General features: G+C 68.7%; 19 protein-coding genes and 1 riboswitch. Of the genes, 11 read left to right on the plus strand and 8 right to left on the minus strand.

Features of this window, described 5'->3' with window-relative positions; all coding sequences use genetic code 11:
* Positions 1-881 precede the first annotated feature (881 nt).
* The 3 genes from ACIBVN_RS49345 to ACIBVN_RS49355 form a co-directional block, all read right to left on the minus strand.
* Positions 882-1,037, minus strand: a complete 156-nt coding sequence (locus ACIBVN_RS49345) for a hypothetical protein (protein WP_345001379.1) — start codon at positions 1,035-1,037, stop codon at positions 882-884.
* A 226-nt stretch (positions 1,038-1,263) separates the two neighbouring features.
* On the minus strand, positions 1,264-2,130 hold the full coding sequence (locus ACIBVN_RS49350; protein ID WP_397147896.1) for an ABC transporter ATP-binding protein: 867 nt from the start codon (positions 2,128-2,130) through the stop codon (positions 1,264-1,266).
* The gene (locus tag ACIBVN_RS49355) at positions 2,123-3,058 is read right to left on the minus strand and encodes an ABC transporter permease (RefSeq protein ID WP_397147898.1); all 936 of its coding nucleotides are present in this window, start codon (positions 3,056-3,058) and stop codon (positions 2,123-2,125) included. The genes ACIBVN_RS49350 and ACIBVN_RS49355 overlap by 8 nt, the downstream gene beginning before the upstream one ends.
* A 472-nt stretch (positions 3,059-3,530) precedes the next feature.
* On the opposite strand from ACIBVN_RS49355, the gene ACIBVN_RS49360 reads away from it, so the two are divergent.
* The 5 genes from ACIBVN_RS49360 (at position 3,531) to ACIBVN_RS49380 (ending at position 9,264) form a co-directional block, all read left to right on the plus strand.
* On the plus strand, positions 3,531-5,168 hold the full coding sequence (locus ACIBVN_RS49360; protein WP_397147900.1) for an ABC transporter substrate-binding protein: 1,638 nt from the start codon (positions 3,531-3,533) through the stop codon (positions 5,166-5,168).
* A gap of 127 nt (positions 5,169-5,295) precedes the next feature.
* A complete protein-coding gene (locus tag ACIBVN_RS49365; protein WP_397147902.1) occupies positions 5,296-6,240 on the plus strand; it encodes an ABC transporter permease in 945 nt (314 codons plus the stop codon).
* Entirely contained in the window at positions 6,233-7,207 is a 975-nt protein-coding gene (locus ACIBVN_RS49370) for an ABC transporter permease (protein ID WP_397147904.1), read from the plus strand. The genes ACIBVN_RS49365 and ACIBVN_RS49370 overlap by 8 nt, the downstream gene beginning before the upstream one ends.
* Before the next feature lie 13 nt (positions 7,208-7,220).
* Positions 7,221-8,264 carry an ABC transporter ATP-binding protein gene (locus ACIBVN_RS49375; protein WP_397147906.1) on the plus strand — a complete coding sequence of 348 codons (1,044 nt, stop codon included), beginning with the start codon at positions 7,221-7,223 and terminating at the stop codon, positions 8,262-8,264.
* Entirely contained in the window at positions 8,251-9,264 is a 1,014-nt protein-coding gene (locus tag ACIBVN_RS49380) for an ABC transporter ATP-binding protein (protein WP_397147908.1), read from the plus strand. The genes ACIBVN_RS49375 and ACIBVN_RS49380 overlap by 14 nt, the downstream gene beginning before the upstream one ends.
* A gap of 52 nt (positions 9,265-9,316) precedes the next feature.
* Here ACIBVN_RS49380 and ACIBVN_RS49385 read toward each other — a convergent pair whose 3' ends face one another.
* The 4 genes from ACIBVN_RS49385 to ACIBVN_RS49400 form a co-directional block, all read right to left on the minus strand.
* Positions 9,317-10,501: a lipid-transfer protein gene (locus ACIBVN_RS49385; protein ID WP_397147910.1), complete on the minus strand. Its 1,185-nt coding sequence runs from the start codon at positions 10,499-10,501 to the stop codon at positions 9,317-9,319.
* Positions 10,498-10,902, minus strand: coding sequence for a Zn-ribbon domain-containing OB-fold protein (locus ACIBVN_RS49390; protein WP_397147912.1), 405 nt, complete (start codon positions 10,900-10,902; stop codon positions 10,498-10,500). Before ACIBVN_RS49390 ends, ACIBVN_RS49385 begins: the two co-directional genes overlap by 4 nt.
* 52 nt (positions 10,903-10,954) lie before the next feature.
* Complete coding sequence (locus ACIBVN_RS49395; RefSeq protein ID WP_397147914.1) at positions 10,955-12,094, minus strand: S8 family serine peptidase; 1,140 nt, start codon at positions 12,092-12,094, stop codon at positions 10,955-10,957.
* A 181-nt stretch (positions 12,095-12,275) separates the two neighbouring features.
* Positions 12,276-13,082 (minus strand): S-adenosyl-l-methionine hydroxide adenosyltransferase family protein, encoded by an 807-nt coding sequence (locus ACIBVN_RS49400; RefSeq protein WP_397147916.1) that lies wholly within the window; start codon positions 13,080-13,082, stop codon positions 12,276-12,278.
* A gap of 111 nt (positions 13,083-13,193) precedes the next feature.
* On the opposite strand from ACIBVN_RS49400, the gene ACIBVN_RS49405 reads away from it, so the two are divergent.
* From ACIBVN_RS49405 to ACIBVN_RS49415, 3 genes are read left to right on the plus strand one after another with little or no spacing between them, the layout of a single operon-like run.
* Positions 13,194-13,493, plus strand: coding sequence for a DUF3263 domain-containing protein (locus ACIBVN_RS49405; RefSeq protein ID WP_397147918.1), 300 nt, complete (start codon positions 13,194-13,196; stop codon positions 13,491-13,493).
* A 39-nt stretch (positions 13,494-13,532) separates the two neighbouring features.
* Positions 13,533-14,303, plus strand: a complete 771-nt coding sequence (gene otsB / locus ACIBVN_RS49410) for a trehalose-phosphatase (RefSeq protein WP_397147920.1) — start codon at positions 13,533-13,535, stop codon at positions 14,301-14,303.
* 35 nt (positions 14,304-14,338) lie between these two features.
* Positions 14,339-14,914 carry a hypothetical protein gene (locus ACIBVN_RS49415; protein ID WP_397147922.1) on the plus strand — a complete coding sequence of 192 codons (576 nt, stop codon included), beginning with the start codon at positions 14,339-14,341 and terminating at the stop codon, positions 14,912-14,914.
* An 8-nt stretch (positions 14,915-14,922) separates the two neighbouring features.
* On the opposite strand, the gene ACIBVN_RS49420 is transcribed toward ACIBVN_RS49415, so the two are convergent.
* Positions 14,923-16,353, minus strand: coding sequence for a trehalose-6-phosphate synthase (locus tag ACIBVN_RS49420; RefSeq protein WP_397147924.1), 1,431 nt, complete (start codon positions 16,351-16,353; stop codon positions 14,923-14,925).
* Positions 16,354-16,384: 31 nt separating this feature from the next.
* Between ACIBVN_RS49420 and ACIBVN_RS49425 the strand changes: the two genes are divergently transcribed.
* The 3 genes from ACIBVN_RS49425 (at position 16,385) to ACIBVN_RS49435 (ending at position 18,706) form a co-directional block, all read left to right on the plus strand.
* Positions 16,385-16,939: an RNA polymerase sigma factor gene (locus ACIBVN_RS49425; protein WP_397147926.1), complete on the plus strand. Its 555-nt coding sequence runs from the start codon at positions 16,385-16,387 to the stop codon at positions 16,937-16,939.
* Positions 16,940-17,018: 79 nt separating this feature from the next.
* Positions 17,019-17,160: riboswitch (SAM riboswitch) on the plus strand.
* A gap of 13 nt (positions 17,161-17,173) precedes the next feature.
* Entirely contained in the window at positions 17,174-18,406 is a 1,233-nt protein-coding gene (gene thrC, locus ACIBVN_RS49430; protein WP_397147928.1) for a threonine synthase, read from the plus strand.
* Between the two features lie 24 nt (positions 18,407-18,430).
* Positions 18,431-18,706 (plus strand): MoaD/ThiS family protein, encoded by a 276-nt coding sequence (locus ACIBVN_RS49435; protein WP_349449073.1) that lies wholly within the window; start codon positions 18,431-18,433, stop codon positions 18,704-18,706.
* Positions 18,707-18,782: the final 76 nt, after the last annotated feature.

Here is an 18,782-nt window from a genome sequence, read left to right on the forward strand (position 1 = left end):
GATGCAGGCGCCCGAGCGGCGGCTCGCTGAGGGCCGGCGTGACGGTTCGCGGGTGTCCTAGGTGCCGACACCCGGGGACCGGCCATGCCGGCGACGACGCGGCCCCGTCCGCGCGCCCCAGTTGTTCCCTGATGACGTCATTTCCCTTTCCCGGGGCCCAGCGCCGACGTCCGGCGCGGTGGTCCGCGTGCCGATTGTGCGGCGCGGCGGTCTGCGTGCCGAAGTGCGGCGCGGTGATCTGGGTGTCGCAGTACGGCATCGTGATCAGCGTGCCGAGGTGTGGCGCGCCGGTCCATGCGCCGAGGTTCGGGCGCGGTGACTGTGCGCGTCCGTCGGCACGGCGATTTCCACGCATCCGTCGGCACGGCGGTCTGCACGCGTCAATTGGCGCGCGCCGGCCTGCGTGCGTCCCTGTGACGCGGCAGGCTTGACGCGGCAGGCCGCATGCCGTCGCCGTGGCGTGGCGGTCCGCGTGCCGCCGTTCCGGCGCGGCAGGCCGTAAGCCGTTGCTGGAGCGTGGCGGTCCGCGTGCCGTTCGTTCTGGTGCTGGAGGCCCGGTGCCGCCGTTCTGGTGCGGCAGGTCGGCGGGGCCGATGGGGAGACGTCGTCGCACTGACGCGGCAGGCCGAAGGGCGATCACAGGTGCCAAGACGCCCGAGGCACTGACGCGCGCCGGGTTGTGAGACCCCGCGAAAGCAGGCGGTCTCATGACGGGTCTGGGCGGACGCGCCCACGCCCTGGTTTGCGCACTGCGCCGCCACTGCAGGGCAGCGGTGCTGCGCGAGCCCCGCCGCCGGCCCCACAGCTTGTCGGGGTCGGCGGCCTTTTGCTTTGTCGCGGTTACGCCGCCGCCTTCTTGACCCCCCGCTCCCTCAGGACGGCTATGGCAGGCGGACGCCGGTGCGGCGGGCTATCTGGGCCTGCAGCCTGGCCATCTGCCAGTGCAGCTCCAGCAGCTGCTCCGCGAGCTGCATCCGGGGAATCTCGGACACGTCCTCGGTGGCCAGGTGGTCGATCGCGGTCGAAAGCTCCACCATCGCGCGCTCCCACTCCATCAGCGACCCTCGGATCGAATTGACGTTCGAATTCTATCGGAACGGCAGGCTCGCTGTCAGTCATTTGCCACAGTGGTCGCGCGTGTTTCGCACAAGAGATCGAACTCTGGGGCGGTGGCGGGGCGCGGAGCGGTGGTGCTCAGGACGCGGCGGCGGCGCCACCCCGAAGGGTGGCGCTGGTGAAGCCCGGCCGAGGCGCGGGAGGGAGTCAGCCCTTGTTGTAGGCGGCGATGACTTCCTTCGGGTCGCCGTCCATCTTGATCTTGCCCTTGTGCAGCCAGATGACGCGGTTGCAGGTCTCCTCGATGACCTTGAGGTCGTGGGCGACGAGGAAGACGGTGCCGGCCGACTCGCGGATCTCGCGGATGCGCTGCTCGCTCTTCTTGCGGAACTCGCGGTCTCCGGTGGCCAGGGCCTCGTCGATGAGGAGGACGTCGTGGGTCTTGGCCGAGGAGATGGCGAAGCGGAGGCGGGCGCCCATGCCGGAGGAGTAGGTGGACATCGGCAGCTGGACGAACTCGTCGATGCCGGAGAAGTCGACGATCTCCTGGTATTTCTCACGGACCTCGGCAGGCGTCATGCCCATGGCGTAGCAGCCGAGGATGATGTTGCGCTCGCCGGTCAGCTCGCGCATGAGCGCCGCGTTGACGCCGAGCAGCGAGGGCTGGCCGTCGGTGTAGACGGCGCCGGCGTGCGGCGGGAGGAGGCCCGCGATGGCCCGCAGCAGCGTGGACTTGCCCGAGCCGTTGCGGCCCACGATGCCGATGGCGTCGCCGTGGTAGGCCACGAACGTGACGCCCTTGACCGCGTGGACCTCTTTCATCTGCGGCCGGCCCTGGCGCTTGAGTATGCGCGTGAGCGCGTTGACCGCGTTGCCCTTTTCCGCGTCCGAGGCCGCACCGTAGACGCGGTAGACGATGTGGAGGTCGTCGACGATGACGGTCGGAGTGCCCGTGGGGACGTCGAGCGGCGACTTGCCCTGGGGCTCCGGATTGGGATGCACCCTCACATCCTTGCCGGGGACGGCGGGCTTCTCGCCCTTCACCTGTGACAGCTCCTTGGTCAGTTCAGCCACGCCCGTACCTCTCCTCGGCCCGCCAGAAGTACCAGAAGCCGAAGCCAAGCGCGAACACCGCCCAGAATACGCAAGACACCAGCACCATGGTCGGGGGGTGGTGACCGAACGGCTTGTTGTGGGTCGTGATGAGGATCTCGCGCATCCATTCGATGTAGGAGGCGGTGGGGTTGAGATACATCACGTCGGCGACCCACTGGGGCAGCTTGGCGGAGGTCACCACCTTGTCCTGGATGGAGAAGAAGACGCCGGAGGCGTAGAGCCAGAAGCGGGTGATGAACGGCAGCAACTGGTTGAGATCGCGCATCGAGGCGCCGAGCCGGGCGACGACCAGGCCGGCCCCGACGTTGAACATCGTCTGGAGCAGCAGCACCACCGGGATCATGAGCCAGTACCAGGTGGGCCATTCACCGGTGGCCGCCACGATGACGAGGAGCACGCCCATGGAGATGGCGAGCTGCTGCAGCTCCTGGATCGTGTACGCGAACGGCAGGGACGCCCTGGGGAAGTGCAGGGCCCGGATCATCGACAGGTTGCCCGAGATCGACTTGGCGCCCGCGGTGACGGTCCGCTGCGTGTAGGTGAAGACGAACATCCCGGTCAGGAGGAAGGCCGGGTAGTTTTGGATGCCGTTCTTGCCGCCGAGGATGACGCCGAACATCACGTAGTAGATCGCCGCGTTCAGCAGGGGGGTCAGCACCTGCCACAGCTGGCCGAGGGCCGAGCTGGAGTATTTCGAGACGTTGCGCGAGGTCGCGTACGTGAGGATGAAGTGTCGCCGCTCCCACAGCTGGCGCACATAGACAGGGAACCTCGGCCGCGCGATGGCACGGCGAAGCCCGTATCTCTTGGCGAGCTTGGCCAGCGGCTCCTGCCCGCTTAGGCCGCCCGCCTGGGCGTCCGCGACAGCGGATTCCGGCTGGCTCATGGCAAGGACTCTATTGGATCCCGGTCGGTGGGGTGCCTGTCGCGCGGGTTGGCGACAGTCAGTTGGACGGAGCCTTGGGACGCCGGGTTCCCAAGGCGCCGTCAAGACCTGCTCAACCGTAGCCCAGCGAGCCGGGGTGTGGTGGCAAGGGCGCGACCACTCCCGTGTAGGGGGTAATTTTCATCGTCTGTTCACGTCCGGGCCGTGCCGGTTGCATCTTGTTTGTACGATTTAATGCTGCTTGCGCTGAATGTCTGTGACGCTGGATTGGCACACGTGTGACCGAACTGCAACGCGCCAGAGACTCCCTGGTGGCAAGTAGTAAGGGATAGTCGCGATCGACTGGCAGGGCGTCGGCTGGTTTGACCATGTCAGCCAAACCCGGGGGGATACCAGGACCCCCCGTCAGGCTGCTCACGATCACCGCAGCTCAGCGCTTACGCCCATCTGTAGAGGGAGGAATTCTTTCACCATGCGTGTTACTAAGGGCGCACAGATCGTCGCCGGTACCGCGCTGCTCGCCCTCGCGGTTGCCGCGTGTGGCGGCGGTGGCTCTGACAGTGGCGGCACTGCCGCGGGCGGCGGCGAGACGCCGGTCCGCATGGAAGTCGGTGAGCCCCAGGAGCTTCTGGTTCCGCCGAACACGTCGGAGACCGAGGGCTCCGAGGTCCTCGCCGCAGTGTTCTCGCCGCTCGTGGGCTACGACGCCAACAAGCAGCCAGTCGAGGAAGCAGCCGAGTCGATCACCACGTCGGACAGCAAGGTCTGGACGATCAAGCTCAAGTCCGGCTACACGTGGCACGACGGCACGCCGGTGACCGCCGCGGACTACGCCCGCGCGTGGAACTTCGCCGCCAACCAGGACAACGCCATGAGCGCGTCCTACTTCTTCGGTCGCATCGACGGCTACGCCGACGTGCACCCGGGTGAGGGCAAGACGCCGACGGCCAAGGAGATGAAGGGTCTCAAGGTCGTCGACGACCTCACGCTCGAGGTCACGCTCTCGGCGCCGTTCTCGCAGTTCAAGACCATGCTCGGCTACACCGCGTTCTACCCGATGCCGAAGGCGGCCTTCGGCCCCGACGGCAAGGTGACCCAGGCCTACGGCGAGCAGCCGATCGGCCAGGGCGCGTTCAAGCTGGACAAGCCCTACAAGAAGGGCACCGACCAGACCATCGACATGACGGTCTACGACAAGTTCCCGGGTGCGAAGCCGAAGAACTGGAAGAAGCTCCAGTTCAAGATCTACACCAGCGCCGAGACCGCGTACAACGACCTCCAGGCCGAGAACCTCGACGTCGACGACTCGCTGCCCGCCTCGGCGATCGCCAGCGCCAAGGCCGCGCTGGGCGACCGCTACTTCGACGAGCCCGACGCCGCCATCGGCTACATCGGCGTGCCGCTGAAGTACAACCCGGACTTCAAGAACGCGGACGTCCGCAAGGCCATCTCGATGGCCATCGACAGGAAGACCATCACCGAGACGGTCTTCTCCGGCACCCGCGCGCCCGCCGACGACTTCATCAACCCGGCCATCCCCGGCTACCGCCAGGGCGCGTGCACCTCGTGCACGTACAACCCGGCCGAGGCCAAGAAGCTGTACGACGCGGCCAAGGGCCCCAAGACCATCGAGCTGGGCTACAACGCCGACGGCGGCCACAAGGAGTGGATCGAGGCGGTCGCCAACAACCTCCGCGCCAACCTGGGCATCGAGGTCACGCCGAAGCCGTTCGAGAAGTTCCAGGGCATCCTGGACGCTCTGGACGCCAAGGAGTACAAGGGCCTGTTCCGTATGGGCTGGTCCATCGACTACCCGTCGGCCGAGAACTACCTGACCCCGATCTTCGGCACCGGTTCCATCGGCACCGGTTCGAACTACGGTGGCTACTCCAACAAGGAGTTCGACGAGCTGGTGGCCAAGGGTGACCAGGCGTCCGACCCCGCCGAGGGCCTGAAGTTCTACCAGCAGGCCGACGACATCCTGATCAAGGACCTCCCGTACATCCCGGTTTACTTCTACCGGAGCAACTTCGGGCACTCCACCAAGGTCAAGAATGTCAAGCTCAACCTGCTCAACCAGGTTGAATGGGCTGACATAGAGAAGGCCTGACGTCATTCGCGAGGTGGGCGGCGAAAGCCGCCCACCCGTCGGAGGGCTGAGCTTGGAGGCAGCCACCCGAGCCGGGTGAATCACGGGCTCCGGTGGCTGCCTCCAAGCCATGTACCGGAGGGCTTCAATGGGCCGTTATGTCATCAGGCGTCTGATCCAGGCGATACCCGTCCTGCTCGGCGCCACCCTACTCATATTCATGATCGTCTTCGCGCTGCCCGGGGATCCCGTCGCGGCGCTCTTCGGAGACAAGCGCCCGGACCCCGCGGTGGCCGAGGTCCTGCGCGAGCAGTATCACCTCAACGATCCGCTGCTGCTGCAGTACTGGTATTACATCAGCGGCGTGCTCTTCCGCGGTGACTTCGGCGTGAATTTCGCCGACATCCCCGTGTCCCAGATCATGGCCGGCAAGTTCCAGGTCACCCTGAACCTCGCCCTGACCGCCCTCGTCATGGAGGCGATCATCGGCGTCGGGCTGGGGCTGTGGGCGGCGCTGCGCCGTGGCAAGGCCACCGACACCGCCATCCTCGCCTCCACGCTGCTGCTGATCTCGGTGCCCACGCTGGTGACCGGGTTCGTGCTCCAGCTCATCCTGGGCGTGAAGCTCAAGCAGTGGACGGGGGCGGACATCTTCCCCGTGGCGGGCACGTTCGCGGGCTTCCGCAGCTACCTGCTGCCCGGCTTCGTGCTCGCGGGCACCTCCATCGCGTATCTGACCAGGCTCACCAGGACCAGCCTGGTGGAGACGCTGAGAGCGGACTACATCCGCACGGCCACGGCCAAGGGCCTGTCGAGACGCCGCGTCATCGGCAGACACGGGTTGCGTAACGCGCTGATCCCGCTGGTCACCTATCTCGGTGCCGACCTCGGTAACCTGATGGGCGGCGCGGTCATCACAGAAACGATCTTCAATCTCCAAGGGATCGGGAATCAGCTCTTCAATTCGGTCTACTTGCGAGAACAACCGGTCGTGGTGGGCATCGTCACCGTCCTGGTGCTGATCTACATCCTGGCCAACCTGGTCGTCGACTTGTTGTACGCCGTGCTCGACCCGAGGATCCGCTATGAGTAACCCAACCCCACCAGTGGGGCCCGGACTCCCGGAGACGCAGACTCTGGTCAGCGACACGGGGGCCGCCCCGGCGAGCCCGCGACACGGCAAGAAGGCCAAGGAGGGCAAGCCGGCCAGCCTGTGGACCGACGCCTGGTACGACCTCAGACGCCGGCCGATGTTCATCGTGTCGGTGATCATCATCCTGATCCTGCTGGTCATGTCGTTCTGGCCGTCGCTGTTCACCTCGATCGACCCGTACAACGCCAGGACCTGCGACCTGGCCACGGCGAGGCAGGCGCCCAGCGCCGGCCACCTGTTCGGGCGGGACAGCCTGGGCTGCGACGTCTACGCCAGGACGATCTACGGCGCGCGCAACTCCATCATCATCGGCGTGTTCACCACGATCATCACCGCGCTGATCGGCGGCCTGCTCGGCATCGTGGCCGGCTACCGCAGCGGCGTGGTCGACACGGTGTCGTCGCGGGTCACCGAGATCTTCTTCGCCATCCCCCCGATTCTCGGCGCGCTGCTCATCGCCGCCACCTTCCGCGGCCGGGCCAACAGCATCGTGCTGGTCATCCTCGCGCTGGCGGTGCTCGGCTGGCCGATGACGTTCCGCATCATGCGGGCGGCCGTGATCACCGCGAAGAGCCAGGACTTCGTGGTCGCGGCCAAGGCGCTGGGAGCGGGAGCGGGGCGGATCATGTTCCGCCACCTGCTGCCCAACTCGCTGGCCCCGGTCATCGTCGTGGCCACGATCAACCTGGGTGGCTTCATCGCGGCCGAGGCCGCGCTGTCGTTCCTGGGTGTCGGCGTGCAGTCGCCGGACATCTCCTGGGGCCTCATGATCGCCGACGCGCGGAACAGGTTCCTGGAGGCGCCGTTGCCGCTGGTGTTCCCGGCCGTGTTCCTCAGCATCACGGTGCTCGCCTTCATCATGATGGGCGACGCCGTACGCGACGCTCTCGATCCGAAGCTCAGGTAGAAGGGGGGATCCAGTGAAGAAGACGTCTGCAGACGTGTTGCCTAGTGGGCCCGCCGAGCGAGTGCTGGGCGACGAGCCACTGCTCGCGGTCGACAACCTGCATGTGGAGTTCCGCACACGCCAGGGGGTCGTCCGCGCGGTGAACGGCGTGAGCTACACGGTCGCCCCCGGTGAGACGCTCGCCGTGCTGGGCGAGTCGGGTTCGGGCAAGTCCGTGACCGCTCAGGCGATCATGGGCATCCTGGACGTGCCGCCGGCGGTCATCCCCAAGGGGGAGATCCGCTTCAGGGGCACGGACCTGCTCAGGCTGTCGGAGGAGGCGCGCACGCAGGTGCGCGGCCAGCGCATCGCGATGATCTTCCAGGACGCGCTCTCCGCGCTCAACCCGGTGTTCACCGTGGGCTGGCAGATCAGCGAGATGTTCCGGGTGCACCGGGGCATGTCCAAGGGCGACGCCATGAAGAAGGCCGTCGAGCTGATGGACCGGGTGCGCATCCCGGCCGCCAAGCAGCGCGTGAACGACTATCCGCACCAGTTCTCCGGGGGCATGCGGCAGCGCATCATGATCGCGATGTCGATCGCGCTGGACCCCGAGGTGCTGATCGCGGACGAGCCGACCACGGCGCTCGACGTGACCGTCCAGGCGCAGATCATGGAGCTGCTGGCCGAGTTGCAGCGCGAGAGCCAGATGGGCCTGATCCTGATCACGCACGACCTCGGCGTCGTGGCCGACGTGGCCGACAAGATCGCCGTCATGTACGCGGGGCGCATCGTGGAGAACGCCCCCGTGCGCGACATCTACAGGGCGCCCGCCCACCCGTACACGAAGGGCCTGCTCGAGTCGATCCCCCGGGTCGACCTCAAGGGCCAGGACCTGTACGCGATCAAGGGCCTGCCGCCCAACCTGCTCGACCTGCCGACCGGTTGCGCGTTCCATCCCCGGTGCCCGTACCGGCAGGACAACTGCGTGACCGACAGCCCCCCGCTCCACGAGATCAGCGGCACCCGAGGCAGCGCGTGCCACTACTGGAGGGAGGTCCTCGATGGCGATCGGTGAGCGCATCCTCGAGGTGCGGGAACTGGTCAAGCACTTCCCGCTGACCCAGGGCATCATCTTCAAGCGGCAGATCGGCGCGATCAAGGCCGTCGACGGGGTGTCGTTCGACCTGCACAAGGGCGAGACGCTGGGCGTCGTCGGCGAGTCGGGCTGCGGCAAGTCCACCCTCGCCAAGGTGCTGATGGCGCTGGAGCGGCCCACCTCCGGCTCGGTGCTGATCAACGGCCGCGACATCGGCAAGGCCAAGGGCGGCGAGCTCAAGCGGATGCGCCGCAACATCCAGATGGTGATGCAGGACCCGTACACCTCGCTGAACCCCCGGATGACCGTCGGCGACATCATCGGCGAGCCGTACGAGATCCACACCGAGGTGGCGCCCCGGGGCGACCGCCGCAAGAAGGTGCAGGAGCTGCTGGAGGTGGTCGGCCTCAACCCCGACCACATCAACCGTTACCCGCACCAGTTCTCCGGAGGGCAGCGGCAGCGCATCGGCATCGCCCGAGGGCTGGCGCTCCAGCCGGAGATCATCGTCTGTGACGAGCCGGTGTCCGCCCTGGACGTGTCCATCCAGGCGCAGGTGATCAACCTGCTCGAGCGGCTGCAGAACGAGTTCAACCTGGCGTACATCTTCATCGCCCACGACCTGTCGGTGGTGCGCCACATCTCCGACCGGGTGGGCGTGATGTACCTGGGCAAGTTCGTGGAGCTCGGCAAGGACACCGAGATCTACGACAAGCCGGCGCATCCGTACACGCAGGCGCTGCTGTCGGCGGTGCCCGTGCCGGACCCGGAGGGGCGGGAGCAGCGGGAGCGGATCATCCTGCAGGGCGACCCGCCGTCCCCGGCCAACCCGCCGTCGGGGTGCCGCTTCCGCACCCGGTGCTGGAAGGCGCAGGAGATCTGCGCCGAGGAGGAGCCCCTGCTGCAGGTGCGGCCGGGGACCGGGCACGAGAGCGCCTGCCACTTCGCGGAGACGCACGACGTGGTGCACGCGGGCTGACCCACTGCGCGCCGAAGGCCCTCCGAGGAGCTCTCCTCGGAGGGCCTTCGCGTCACGTGGTGGCGATCAGGGCGGAGCCGTGGCCGAAGAGGCCCTGGTTGGCGGCGAGGCCGACGCGGGCGCCGGCGACCTGGCGCGCGCCCGCCACGCCCCGCAGCTGCAGGGTGAGCTCGCAGAGCTGGGCGATCGCCTGGGCGGGGATCGCCTCGCCGAAGGAGGCCAGGCCGCCCGAGGGGTTGACCGGGATCCGGCCGCCCGGCCCCGTCTCGCCGTCGTGCAGGAGCTTGGCCGCCTCGCCTGGCGGGCACAGGCCGAGGTCCTCCATCCAGTCCAGCTCCAGCGCCGTGGAAAGGTCGTACACCTCCGCCAGGGAGACGTCCTGCGGCCCGATCCCCGCCTCCTCGTATGCCGCGTGCGCGATCGCGGCTCTGAAGGGCCTCTCAGGGGCGGGTACGGCGGCACAGGAGTCGGTGGCGAAGTTCGGCAGCTCCAGGACCGTGTTGGGGAAGGTGGGGGTGACGGTGGACACGGCGGCCACGCGTACCGAGCCGGGCAGGCCCCGCCGCCGCGCGTAGGAGTCGGAGGCCAGGACCACCGCCGCGCCCCCGTCCGAGGTGGCGCAGATGTCCATGAGGCGCAACGGGTCGGCGACCATGGGGGAGGCCAGCACCTCCTCGGCGGTGACGGGCTTGCGGTAGCGGGCCATGGGGTTGAGCGATCCGGCCAGCGAGTTCTTGACCTTGACGGCCGCGAAGTCGGCGGGGGTCGAGCCGTACAGGGCCATGCGCCTGCGGGCGTACAGGGCGAAATATGCGGGGTTCGTGGCGCCCAGCAGCCGGAAACGCTGCCAGTCCGGGTCGTCAGGGCGGTCACCGCCGACCGGTTTGAAGAAGCCCTTCGGGGCCGAGTCCGCCCCCACCACCAGCGCCACGTCGCACAGGCCCGCCAGGATGCGCGTACGGGCGATGTCGACGGCCTGGGCGCCCGAGGCGCAGGCCGCGTAGCAGGAGGCGACCCTGGCGCCCGACCAGCCCAGCGCCTGGGCGTACGAGGCGCCCGCGATGAAGCCCGGGTAGCCGTTCCTGATCGTGTCCGCCCCGACCACGAACTCCACGTCGGTCCACGCCACCCCGGCGTCGCTCAGGGCAGCGCGGGCCGCCGCCACTCCGTACTCCAGGAAGGGGCGGCCCCACTTCCCCCACGGATGCATCCCGACGCCCAACACCACGACACTCATGAGGCCCGCCCCCACATCCACACCAGCGGCCCGTCGGCCAGCGGCCCGGAGGTGAGCTCCAGCTCCATGCCCACCTCGAGCTGCGCCGCCGTGAGGCCCTTGACCTGCCCGAGCACCACGATCCCCACCTCGTCCAGCTCCACCGCGGCCAGCGTCACCGGCACGTACGGCTCCGCCGCGACGTAGGGCGCGGGGGGCGGGTAACAGGCGTTCGTGTACGACCACACCCTCCCGCGACGGGGGAGCCGGACCGACTCCATCGACGTCCCGTCGCAGCGCGGATTGGGGCAGAGGGCGCCGCGGGGCGGGAAGCAGACGGTTCCGCAGGTGGCGCACCTGGTGCCCAGCAGGAAGACGCCGTCCTCGTCGATGGCGAACCAGCCCTCGATCGCAAACGTCATAGCCCGGAGTATCGCACAAGCGCTTGCTAGGTTGGGAGGGTCTCTCCGAGGGTCACCTGCGGCGTTTGCGATGGCGTACGAGCACGTGTGCCGACATCGCCGCCACCAGTACCACCATGCCCGCCACCACCGGCCCTCTGGAAACGGGTGGTGGCCCGTTGCCGGAGTACGGTCCCGGGCCTGCGAGGCGTGGCGCGGGCACGTCCAGGCGGTCGGCCTCCCGCAGGGCGAGCAGCGCGTCGGCCACCCCGTGCCCGTAGGCGGGGCTGTGGCCGTCCGTGGGCCGCTTGCGGGTGCCGAGCTCGATGGCCGTCCGCACGTTGTAGGGCGACATGTCCGGATGCGCCGACTTGATCAGGGCCGCGATGCCCGCCACCATGGCCGCCGCCGAGCTGGTGCCGTCGCTCATCACGTACGAGTCGTCCCCGTCGGCTGTGACGATCTCCGTGCCGGGGGCGACCACCGAGAGGTAGTCCTGGCGGTTGGAGAACCTGGCCACGTCCAGCGACCGGTCCACCGCTCCCACGGCGATCACCCCGGGGTAGGCGGCGGGGAAGTTCTTCCGGTTGGCCGACTCGCCGTCATTGCCCGACGAGGCCACCAGCACCGCCCCCTTGTCGATCGCGTACTGGACGGCCTCCTCCTCCGACGCCGAGCCCTCCCATGCGCCGCTGCCGCCGCCCAGCGACATGCTGATCACGTCGGCGCCGTGGTCGACCGCGTACCGGATGCCCCTGGCCAGCGCGTCGTGCCCGCCGGAGCGCTGCTGCACGCGCAGCGGGTCGCCGTTCTCCAGCGTGACCCTGACGGACAGCACCTTGGCCGCGGGGGCCACCCCGATGACGCCGCCCTTGCGCTCGTCGCCGTGCCCGCGCCCGGCGATCAGGCTGGCCATGGCGGTCCCGTGCCACCCCCACAGGCCCTTGGCGGCACCGGTCAGGTCGGGGCCCTGGACCACGGCGCCCCGCAGGTCGGGGTGGCGGGAGTTCACGCCGGTGTCGAGCACGGCCACGACCACGCCCTCGCCCCTGCTCGACCGCCACGCCTCGGGCAGCCGCATCGCGGCGAGCTGCCACTGCCCGGCCCGCGCGGCCTCGCCCACGTCGTCGAAGCTCACGTCGTCCGAGGCGCTCGCCGGGGCGATCCCGACCACCAGCGCGGCCACCAGGACGGGGACGAGGAGCCTGCTCATCGGGCGCGCCAGCGCTCTGACACCGGCGGCTCCGGCACAACGGACAGCTGGTACACGTCGACCTCAAGCGGGAGATCTCGGGAGGGGGAGGATGCCCGCGTGTGCATTCTGGCATGCGACTGGAGGTCATTTGGTGAACAGACCGATACGCGGAGTAATTTCCGATCTGTGAAGCTCATACCTAAGAAGTGGGAGAAAGTCGGACATGCGCTCCAGGCGGGAGCCCCAGCCGCTGCGCCGCGTCACCGGAATTGACCGCGATCGCGATCAGCCCCGCCGCGTCCGCGAACGCCACCAGCTCGCCCGGCGGCACCGCCGCGAACGTCTCCCGGTACGGCAGCGCGAGCTGCCGCCGGCCCAGCCACACCCCGAGCGTGTCGCCCACCCGCACGCCCAGCGCGTGCAGGTCGCCGACCGCGATCGAGAGCTGGGTGTTGCCGTAGCGGTCGACCGAGACGACCTCGCCCTCCACCGAGCCCTCACGCAGCAGCGACGTCGGGTTGGGCAACGAGACCAGCCGGCCGACCGGCACCTCGGGCCCCAGGTCGGCGGTTCTCAGCCCGCCGAACAGCCGCCCGGCGACCGGTGAGAACACGTCTCGCCCGGGGAAGGTCGGGGAGACCGGCCGCAGGAAGTGCTCCTCGTTGCTGATCTCGTACGCGGCCTCGGCACCGCCGCTGGCGTGCACCGCCCACGACAGCAGCCCGTTGTCCGGGCCGATGAACACCCGGCCGCCCGCCTCGACGGCGACCGCGCGTCTGGCGCCGCCCGCGCTGGGATCGACCGCGCCGATGTGGATGCCCTGGGGGAGGTAGGGGATGGTCTGGGCGAGAACCGCCGCACCGCGCCGTACGTCTCCCGAGGGGATCAGGTGACACACGTCGATCACCCGCGCCTCTGGGGCGATTCCGGCGATCACTCCGTGACACGCTGCAACATAGCCGTCTTCGAGCCCGTAGTCGGTGAGGAGTGTGATGACTGAGGTCACATTTCGTGACTGTACGTCGCCCGATCCGCCGTGAACAGCCGCACTGGGCACATTACGATTGGGACGGGCCGCCTGCGCGCATCGGCCCACGCCCCTTTCGAGGAGGACACCATGGGAGCACCGCTCAGCGGTGACAATGCTGCCCAGGAACCGTCCCGCCAACCACTGTCACAACGCGATATCGAGCTCCTCGCCTTCGAGCGCCAGTGGTGGCGCTACGCGGGCGCGAAGGAGCAGGCCATCAAGGAGAGCTTCGGGTTCTCCGCCACGCGCTACTACCAGTTGCTCGGCGAGTTGATCGACAGGCCGGAGGCGCTTGAGCACGATCCCATGCTGGTCAAGAGGCTGCGCAGGTTACGGTCCACCCGCCAGCGTGACCGTGCGGCCAGAAGGCTCGGCATGCGTCCCTGACCGGCTGGGTACGGCAGCCGCGTGAGGAACATCCCTGGAATGGAAGCGATCTTGAGCGATCCGGCCGGCGCCGTGATCGGGCTCGACTTCGACGGGACCCTGTCGCCGATCGTGCCCGACCCCACCAAGGCCGTGATCCACCCGAAGGCCCCCGAAGTGCTCGCCGAGCTGGGCGCCCACGTCCTGGCGGTGGCCATCGTGACCGGCAGGCCGCCGGCCACCGCGCTGGAGCTCGGGCCGGGCCTCGCCGACGTGCCCGGGCTGGTCGTGCTCGGGCACTACGGCTTCGAGCGCTGGGAGGGCGGCCGGATCTCCGGTCCGCCGCCCCCTCCGGGCGTGCCGCGGGCCGAGGCCGAGCTGCCGCTGCTGCTCGACACGCTCGGCCTGGAGGGCGTGACCGTCGAGGACAAGGGCCGGGCCGTGGCCGTGCACACCAGGCGCAGTGCCGACCCCGGGGGCGCGCTCGCCAAGCTGCGCGAGCCGCTGGCCAAGCTGGCCGAGAAGCACGGCCTGGTGGTCGAGCCGGGGCGCCTCGTGCTGGAGCTGCGGCCCCCCGGCATGGACAAGGGGCAGGCGCTCAGCCTGTTCCTGGCCGAGCGGGCCGCGAGGTCCGTCATGTTCGTCGGCGACGACCTGGGCGACCTGACCGCGTTCGCGGCCGTCCGCGCCTCCGGGCTGCCCGGCGTGACCGTGTGCAGCGGCTCAGCCGAGGTCACCGCCCTGGCCGAGCAGGCCGACATCGTGGTGGAGGGGCCCGACGGCGTCGTGGCGCTGCTGCAAGAGCTTGCATCGGCTTTCAGCCGTTCGTGATTGGTCTGCAAGTCCCGAACTCTAGGGTCGGGCGCATGTTCAAGCGATACCTCGCCGCCGCGGCTGTGGCCGCGGCCACCCTCCTCGCCGTCCCCTCGCCCGCGAGCGCCGCGCCCGCGCAGCCGCTCAAGCTCAGAGGCGGCCTGACGATCTATCTCCCGATCGAGTGGAAGGTCTATCGGGTCGACCCCGACTGGACCCGGGTGGTCACCGGCAAGTGCAGGAACCCGAAGAGCGGGTACGGCACCCCCGAATGCGACAGCTTCTGGGTGCTCGGCCCCAAGGCCATCAAGCAGGGCGACGAGCTCTTCAGGCCCTACACCGGGGCCGAGCCCTTCTACCCGGCGACCGATGTGCAGCTGTGCCCGCACAACCGCAAGTGGGGCCAGACCCCGGGTGGGGCCGAGGTCAAGGGCCTGCGGCAAATGGGCCCCGGCCACAAGGCGGCCTACCGCGAGTGGGCGTTCCGCTGCGTCAGCTATTCGAACGGCAAGGTGAAGTCCCGGTACGTGCAGCGCGAGTGGTTTCTCCCGAAGACGAAGATCCTCGTCGTCGACCAGTGGAACACGCCGGGGCTGGCCGCCGCGCTCAAGAACGCCGACTGGAGCTGAGGACCGCCCTAGATCTCGGCGAGGGCGTCGAGCTGGGCCGCGAGCCACTTCTGCGGCGGCAGGGCGGTGGCCGCCGCGTGCAGCTTGTCGCGGCGCATCCGGCGCTCGTCCTCCGGCATGACGAGCGCCTTGTGCAGCGCGGCGGCCGTGCCGCTGATGTCGTACGGGTTGACCACGAGCGCGTGCGGGCCCAGCTCGGCCGCCGCGCCCGCCTCGCGTGAGAGCACCAGCGCGCAGCGCGGCGACAGGATCGGGCCCTCCTTGGCGACCAGGTTCATCCCGTCGCGGATGGGGTTGACCAGCAGCACGTCGGCCAGCCGGTAGGCGGCCAGCGAGCGCGGGTAGTCGTCGTTGACGTTGAGGATCAGCGGGTCCCAGTCCTCGGTGGCGTAGTCGTCCTCGATCTGCTGGGCGCAGCGCTGCACCGACGCGGTGTACTCGCGATATTCGGGCAGGTCGTGCCGGCTCGGGTACGCGAACGCCAGATGCACCACCTTCCCGTGCCACTCGGGGTGCGCGTCGAGGAACTCGCGGTAGGCCACCAGGCCGCGCACGATGTTCTTCGACAGCTCGGTGCGGTCGATGCGGACGATCAGCCGCCGGTCGCCCACCTGCTCCCTGAGCGCGGCCATGTGCGACTCGACGTCGGGCTCGCAGGCCCGCTCCCACAGCGCCTCGCCGTCCACGCCCAGGCTGTGCACGCCGATGCGGGTGGTCCTGCCCCCGTGGGTGACGCTGCGGCCGGCCCGGTCGGCCTCCGCGCCCAGCAGCGCCTCGCAGCAGTCCATGAACGCCTGCGCCCACCGGTCGGTGAGGAACCCGGCGTGATCGGCGCCCAGGATGCCTTCCAGGACCTCTCCGGCCACTTCGTCGGGCAGCAGCGAGAAGTACTCGGGGGGCGCCCACGGGGTGTGGCTGAAGTGCGCGATGCGCAGATCGGGCCGCTCGGCGCGGAGCATCGCCGGGGTCAGCGTCAGATGGTAGTCCTGCACCATCACACGGGCGCCGTGGCCGGCCTCCTCGGCCAGCGCCAGCGCGAACGCGCCGTTGTAGTCGCGGTACGACTCCCACTCCCGCTCGAACCTCGTGCCGAAGTTGGGCGAGTTGGGGATGTCGTAGAGCAGGTGGTTGACGAACCACAGGGTGGAGTTGGCCACCGCGTTGTAGGCCCGGTGGAAGGTGGCGGGCGGAATGTCCAGCATGCGCAGCGGGCCCGTGTCGTAGCCGGCCTGGTCGATCCTGCCGCCGGGCGCCAGGCGGACGGCGCTGCGGTCGCCGTCGGACAGCGCCGCGCACACCCACAGGACGCCGTCCTTCTTGGCCACCCCGGACAGCCCCGACACCAGACCGCCGCCACCGCGCTTCATGGTCAGCTCGCCGTCGTCGGAGACGGTGAACGAGACCGGTCCTCTGTTGGAGGCCACCAGGACGCTGTTCATCTGAGCTCCCTTCGCCCATAGGATCCCAGCTATGGCGCTTGATGAGCTAACCGAGGAACTCGCCCGCTCCGCCGCTGGAGGAGATCATCGCGCACTTGGCGAGCTTCTGGCGCGGATCGAGCCCGATGTGATGCGTCACTGCGCCCGGATCCTGCCCTACCACCAGGACGCCGAGGAGGCCTCGCAGGACACGTTGCTGGCCGTGGCGCGCAACATCGGGCGGTTCGAGGGCAGGGCGAGGTTCAGCACCTGGCTCCACATCGTGACGGCCAACTGCGCGCGCACCACGTACAGGTCGCTCAAGCGCAGGGCGGCCGAGCAGAGCTCCGACGAGCTGCCCGTGCAGAAGCCCGACGTGCGGCGGGTGAGCGTGATCGCCGGCTCGCGGCTCGACCTGCTCGACGCCATGGAGGCGCTGGAGGCCGACAAGCCCGACCTGGCGCAGGCGCTGGTGCTGCGCGACATCGTCCAGCTCGACTACAACGAAGTCGCCGAGCAGCTCGGCATCCCGCTCGGCACCGCCAAGTCGCGCATTCACCAGGCGCGCAAATACGTGCAGGGAGTGCTGGGCGACGACTATCGTTGAGACGCCGCATCTCACCTGCTGAGACGAGTGCCCATTTAGGGCCCCTGGGCAGGTAGAGTCCATTTCAACAACTGAATATTGCTCATCCAGAGGGGTGGAGGGACCGGCCCTGCGAAGCCCCGGCAACCCTCCCGGCTTGAGGCTCGCGACCTGGCGAGGCCGACCGGGACAAGGTGCCAATTCCGGTCTGCGGTCAAGGTGGCCGCAGGCGAAGATGAGGGAAGGCCTCGCTTCATGTCGCTCGACTTTGGTCCTGCAGTCGCTCTGTCCTGCCGCGAATGCGGCACGCGTTACCCCCTCGGTCCCAGCTTCGCGTGCCTGGAGTGTTTCGGGCCGCTCGAGGCGGCCTATTCCTTCGGCACCGTGACCCGTGCGGACATCGAGTCGGGTCCCGCCAACATCTGGCGTTACCGGTCCTTGCTCCCGGTTCCTGTGGACGTCGCCAGTAAACCCAACATGAACCCGGGTTGGACCAAACTGGTCAAGGCCGGAAACCTCGGGCGCAAGCTCGGTCTCAAGTCCCTGTACGTGAAGGACGACTCCGGCAACCCCACTCATTCATTCAAGGACCGCGTGGTCGCCATCGCCGTCGAGGCGGCGCGTAACTTCGGCTTCCACACGCTTTCCTGCTCCTCCACCGGCAATCTCGCGGGTGCGGTCACCGCCGCGGCGGCGCGGGCAGGGCTCGAGGCGTGCGTGTTCATCCCGGCCGACCTCGAAGCGGCGAAGATCGCCATGGCCCGGGTGTTCGGCGGCAAGCTCATCGGGATCACCGGCACGTATGACGAGGTCAACCGGTTCTGCTCCGAGCTGATCGGCGACCCGCTCGGCGACAAGTGGGGATTCGTCAACGTCAACCTGCGGCCGTACTACGCCGAGGGCTCCAAGACGCTCGCGTACGAGATCGCCGAGCAGCTCGGCTGGCGGCTGCCCCAGCAGATCGTCATCCCCATCGCCTCGGGTTCGCAGCTCACCAAGATTGACAAGGGCTTCCGCGAGCTGGTGCAGCTCGGCCTGGTCGAGGACACGCCGTACAAGATCTTCGGGGCGCAGGCGGCCGGGTGCTCGCCGGTCTCCACCGCGTACAAGGCGGGGCACGACGTCGTGCAGCCGGTCAAGCCCGACACCATCGCCAAGTCGCTGGCCATCGGCAACCCGGCCGACGGGCCTTACGTGCTGGACATCGCCCGGCGCACCGGAGGGGCCGTCGAGGACGTCTCCGACGCCGAGATCGTGGCCGCGATCAAGCTGCTGGCCTCGACCGAGGGCGTCTTCGCCGAGACCGCGGGCGGGGTGACCGTGGGCGTGCTGAAGAAGCTGGCCGAGAGTGGTCGGCTCGATCCCGAGGCCGAGACCGTGGTGCTCAACACCGGCGACGGACTCAAGACGCTCGACGCGATCAGCGACGACGCCAAGCCCACGGCCGTGATCCGGCCCTCCCTCGACGCGTTCCGCGCGGCTGTCTGACAACCAGGAAAGGCGAGTTTAACCATGAGCGTTACTGTGCGGATTCCCACCATTCTGCGCACGTACACCGGGGGCAACGCGGAAGTCAGTGGCGAAGGCGCGACTCTTCGTGACGTCCTCGCCAAGCTCGACTCCGACTACCCGGGGATCGGCGCGAGAATTCTGGATGAATCGGGCAAGATTCGTCGTTTCGTCAACGTTTACGTTGGGGAAGAGGACGTCCGTTTCGCCGACGGGCTCGACACTCCAGCACCTGAGGGCACTCAGATCTCTATCATCCCGGCGGTCGCCGGCGGCTGAGTGCCATGGATCACAGTCTCGGATGAAGGCGCCCCTAGTGGGCGCCTTCTGCTTTTCCAGGCCAAATGCGCGTATG

The organism is Nonomuraea sp. NPDC049400 (assembly GCF_044466425.1).
Lineage (GTDB): Bacteria > Actinomycetota > Actinomycetes > Streptosporangiales > Streptosporangiaceae > Nonomuraea.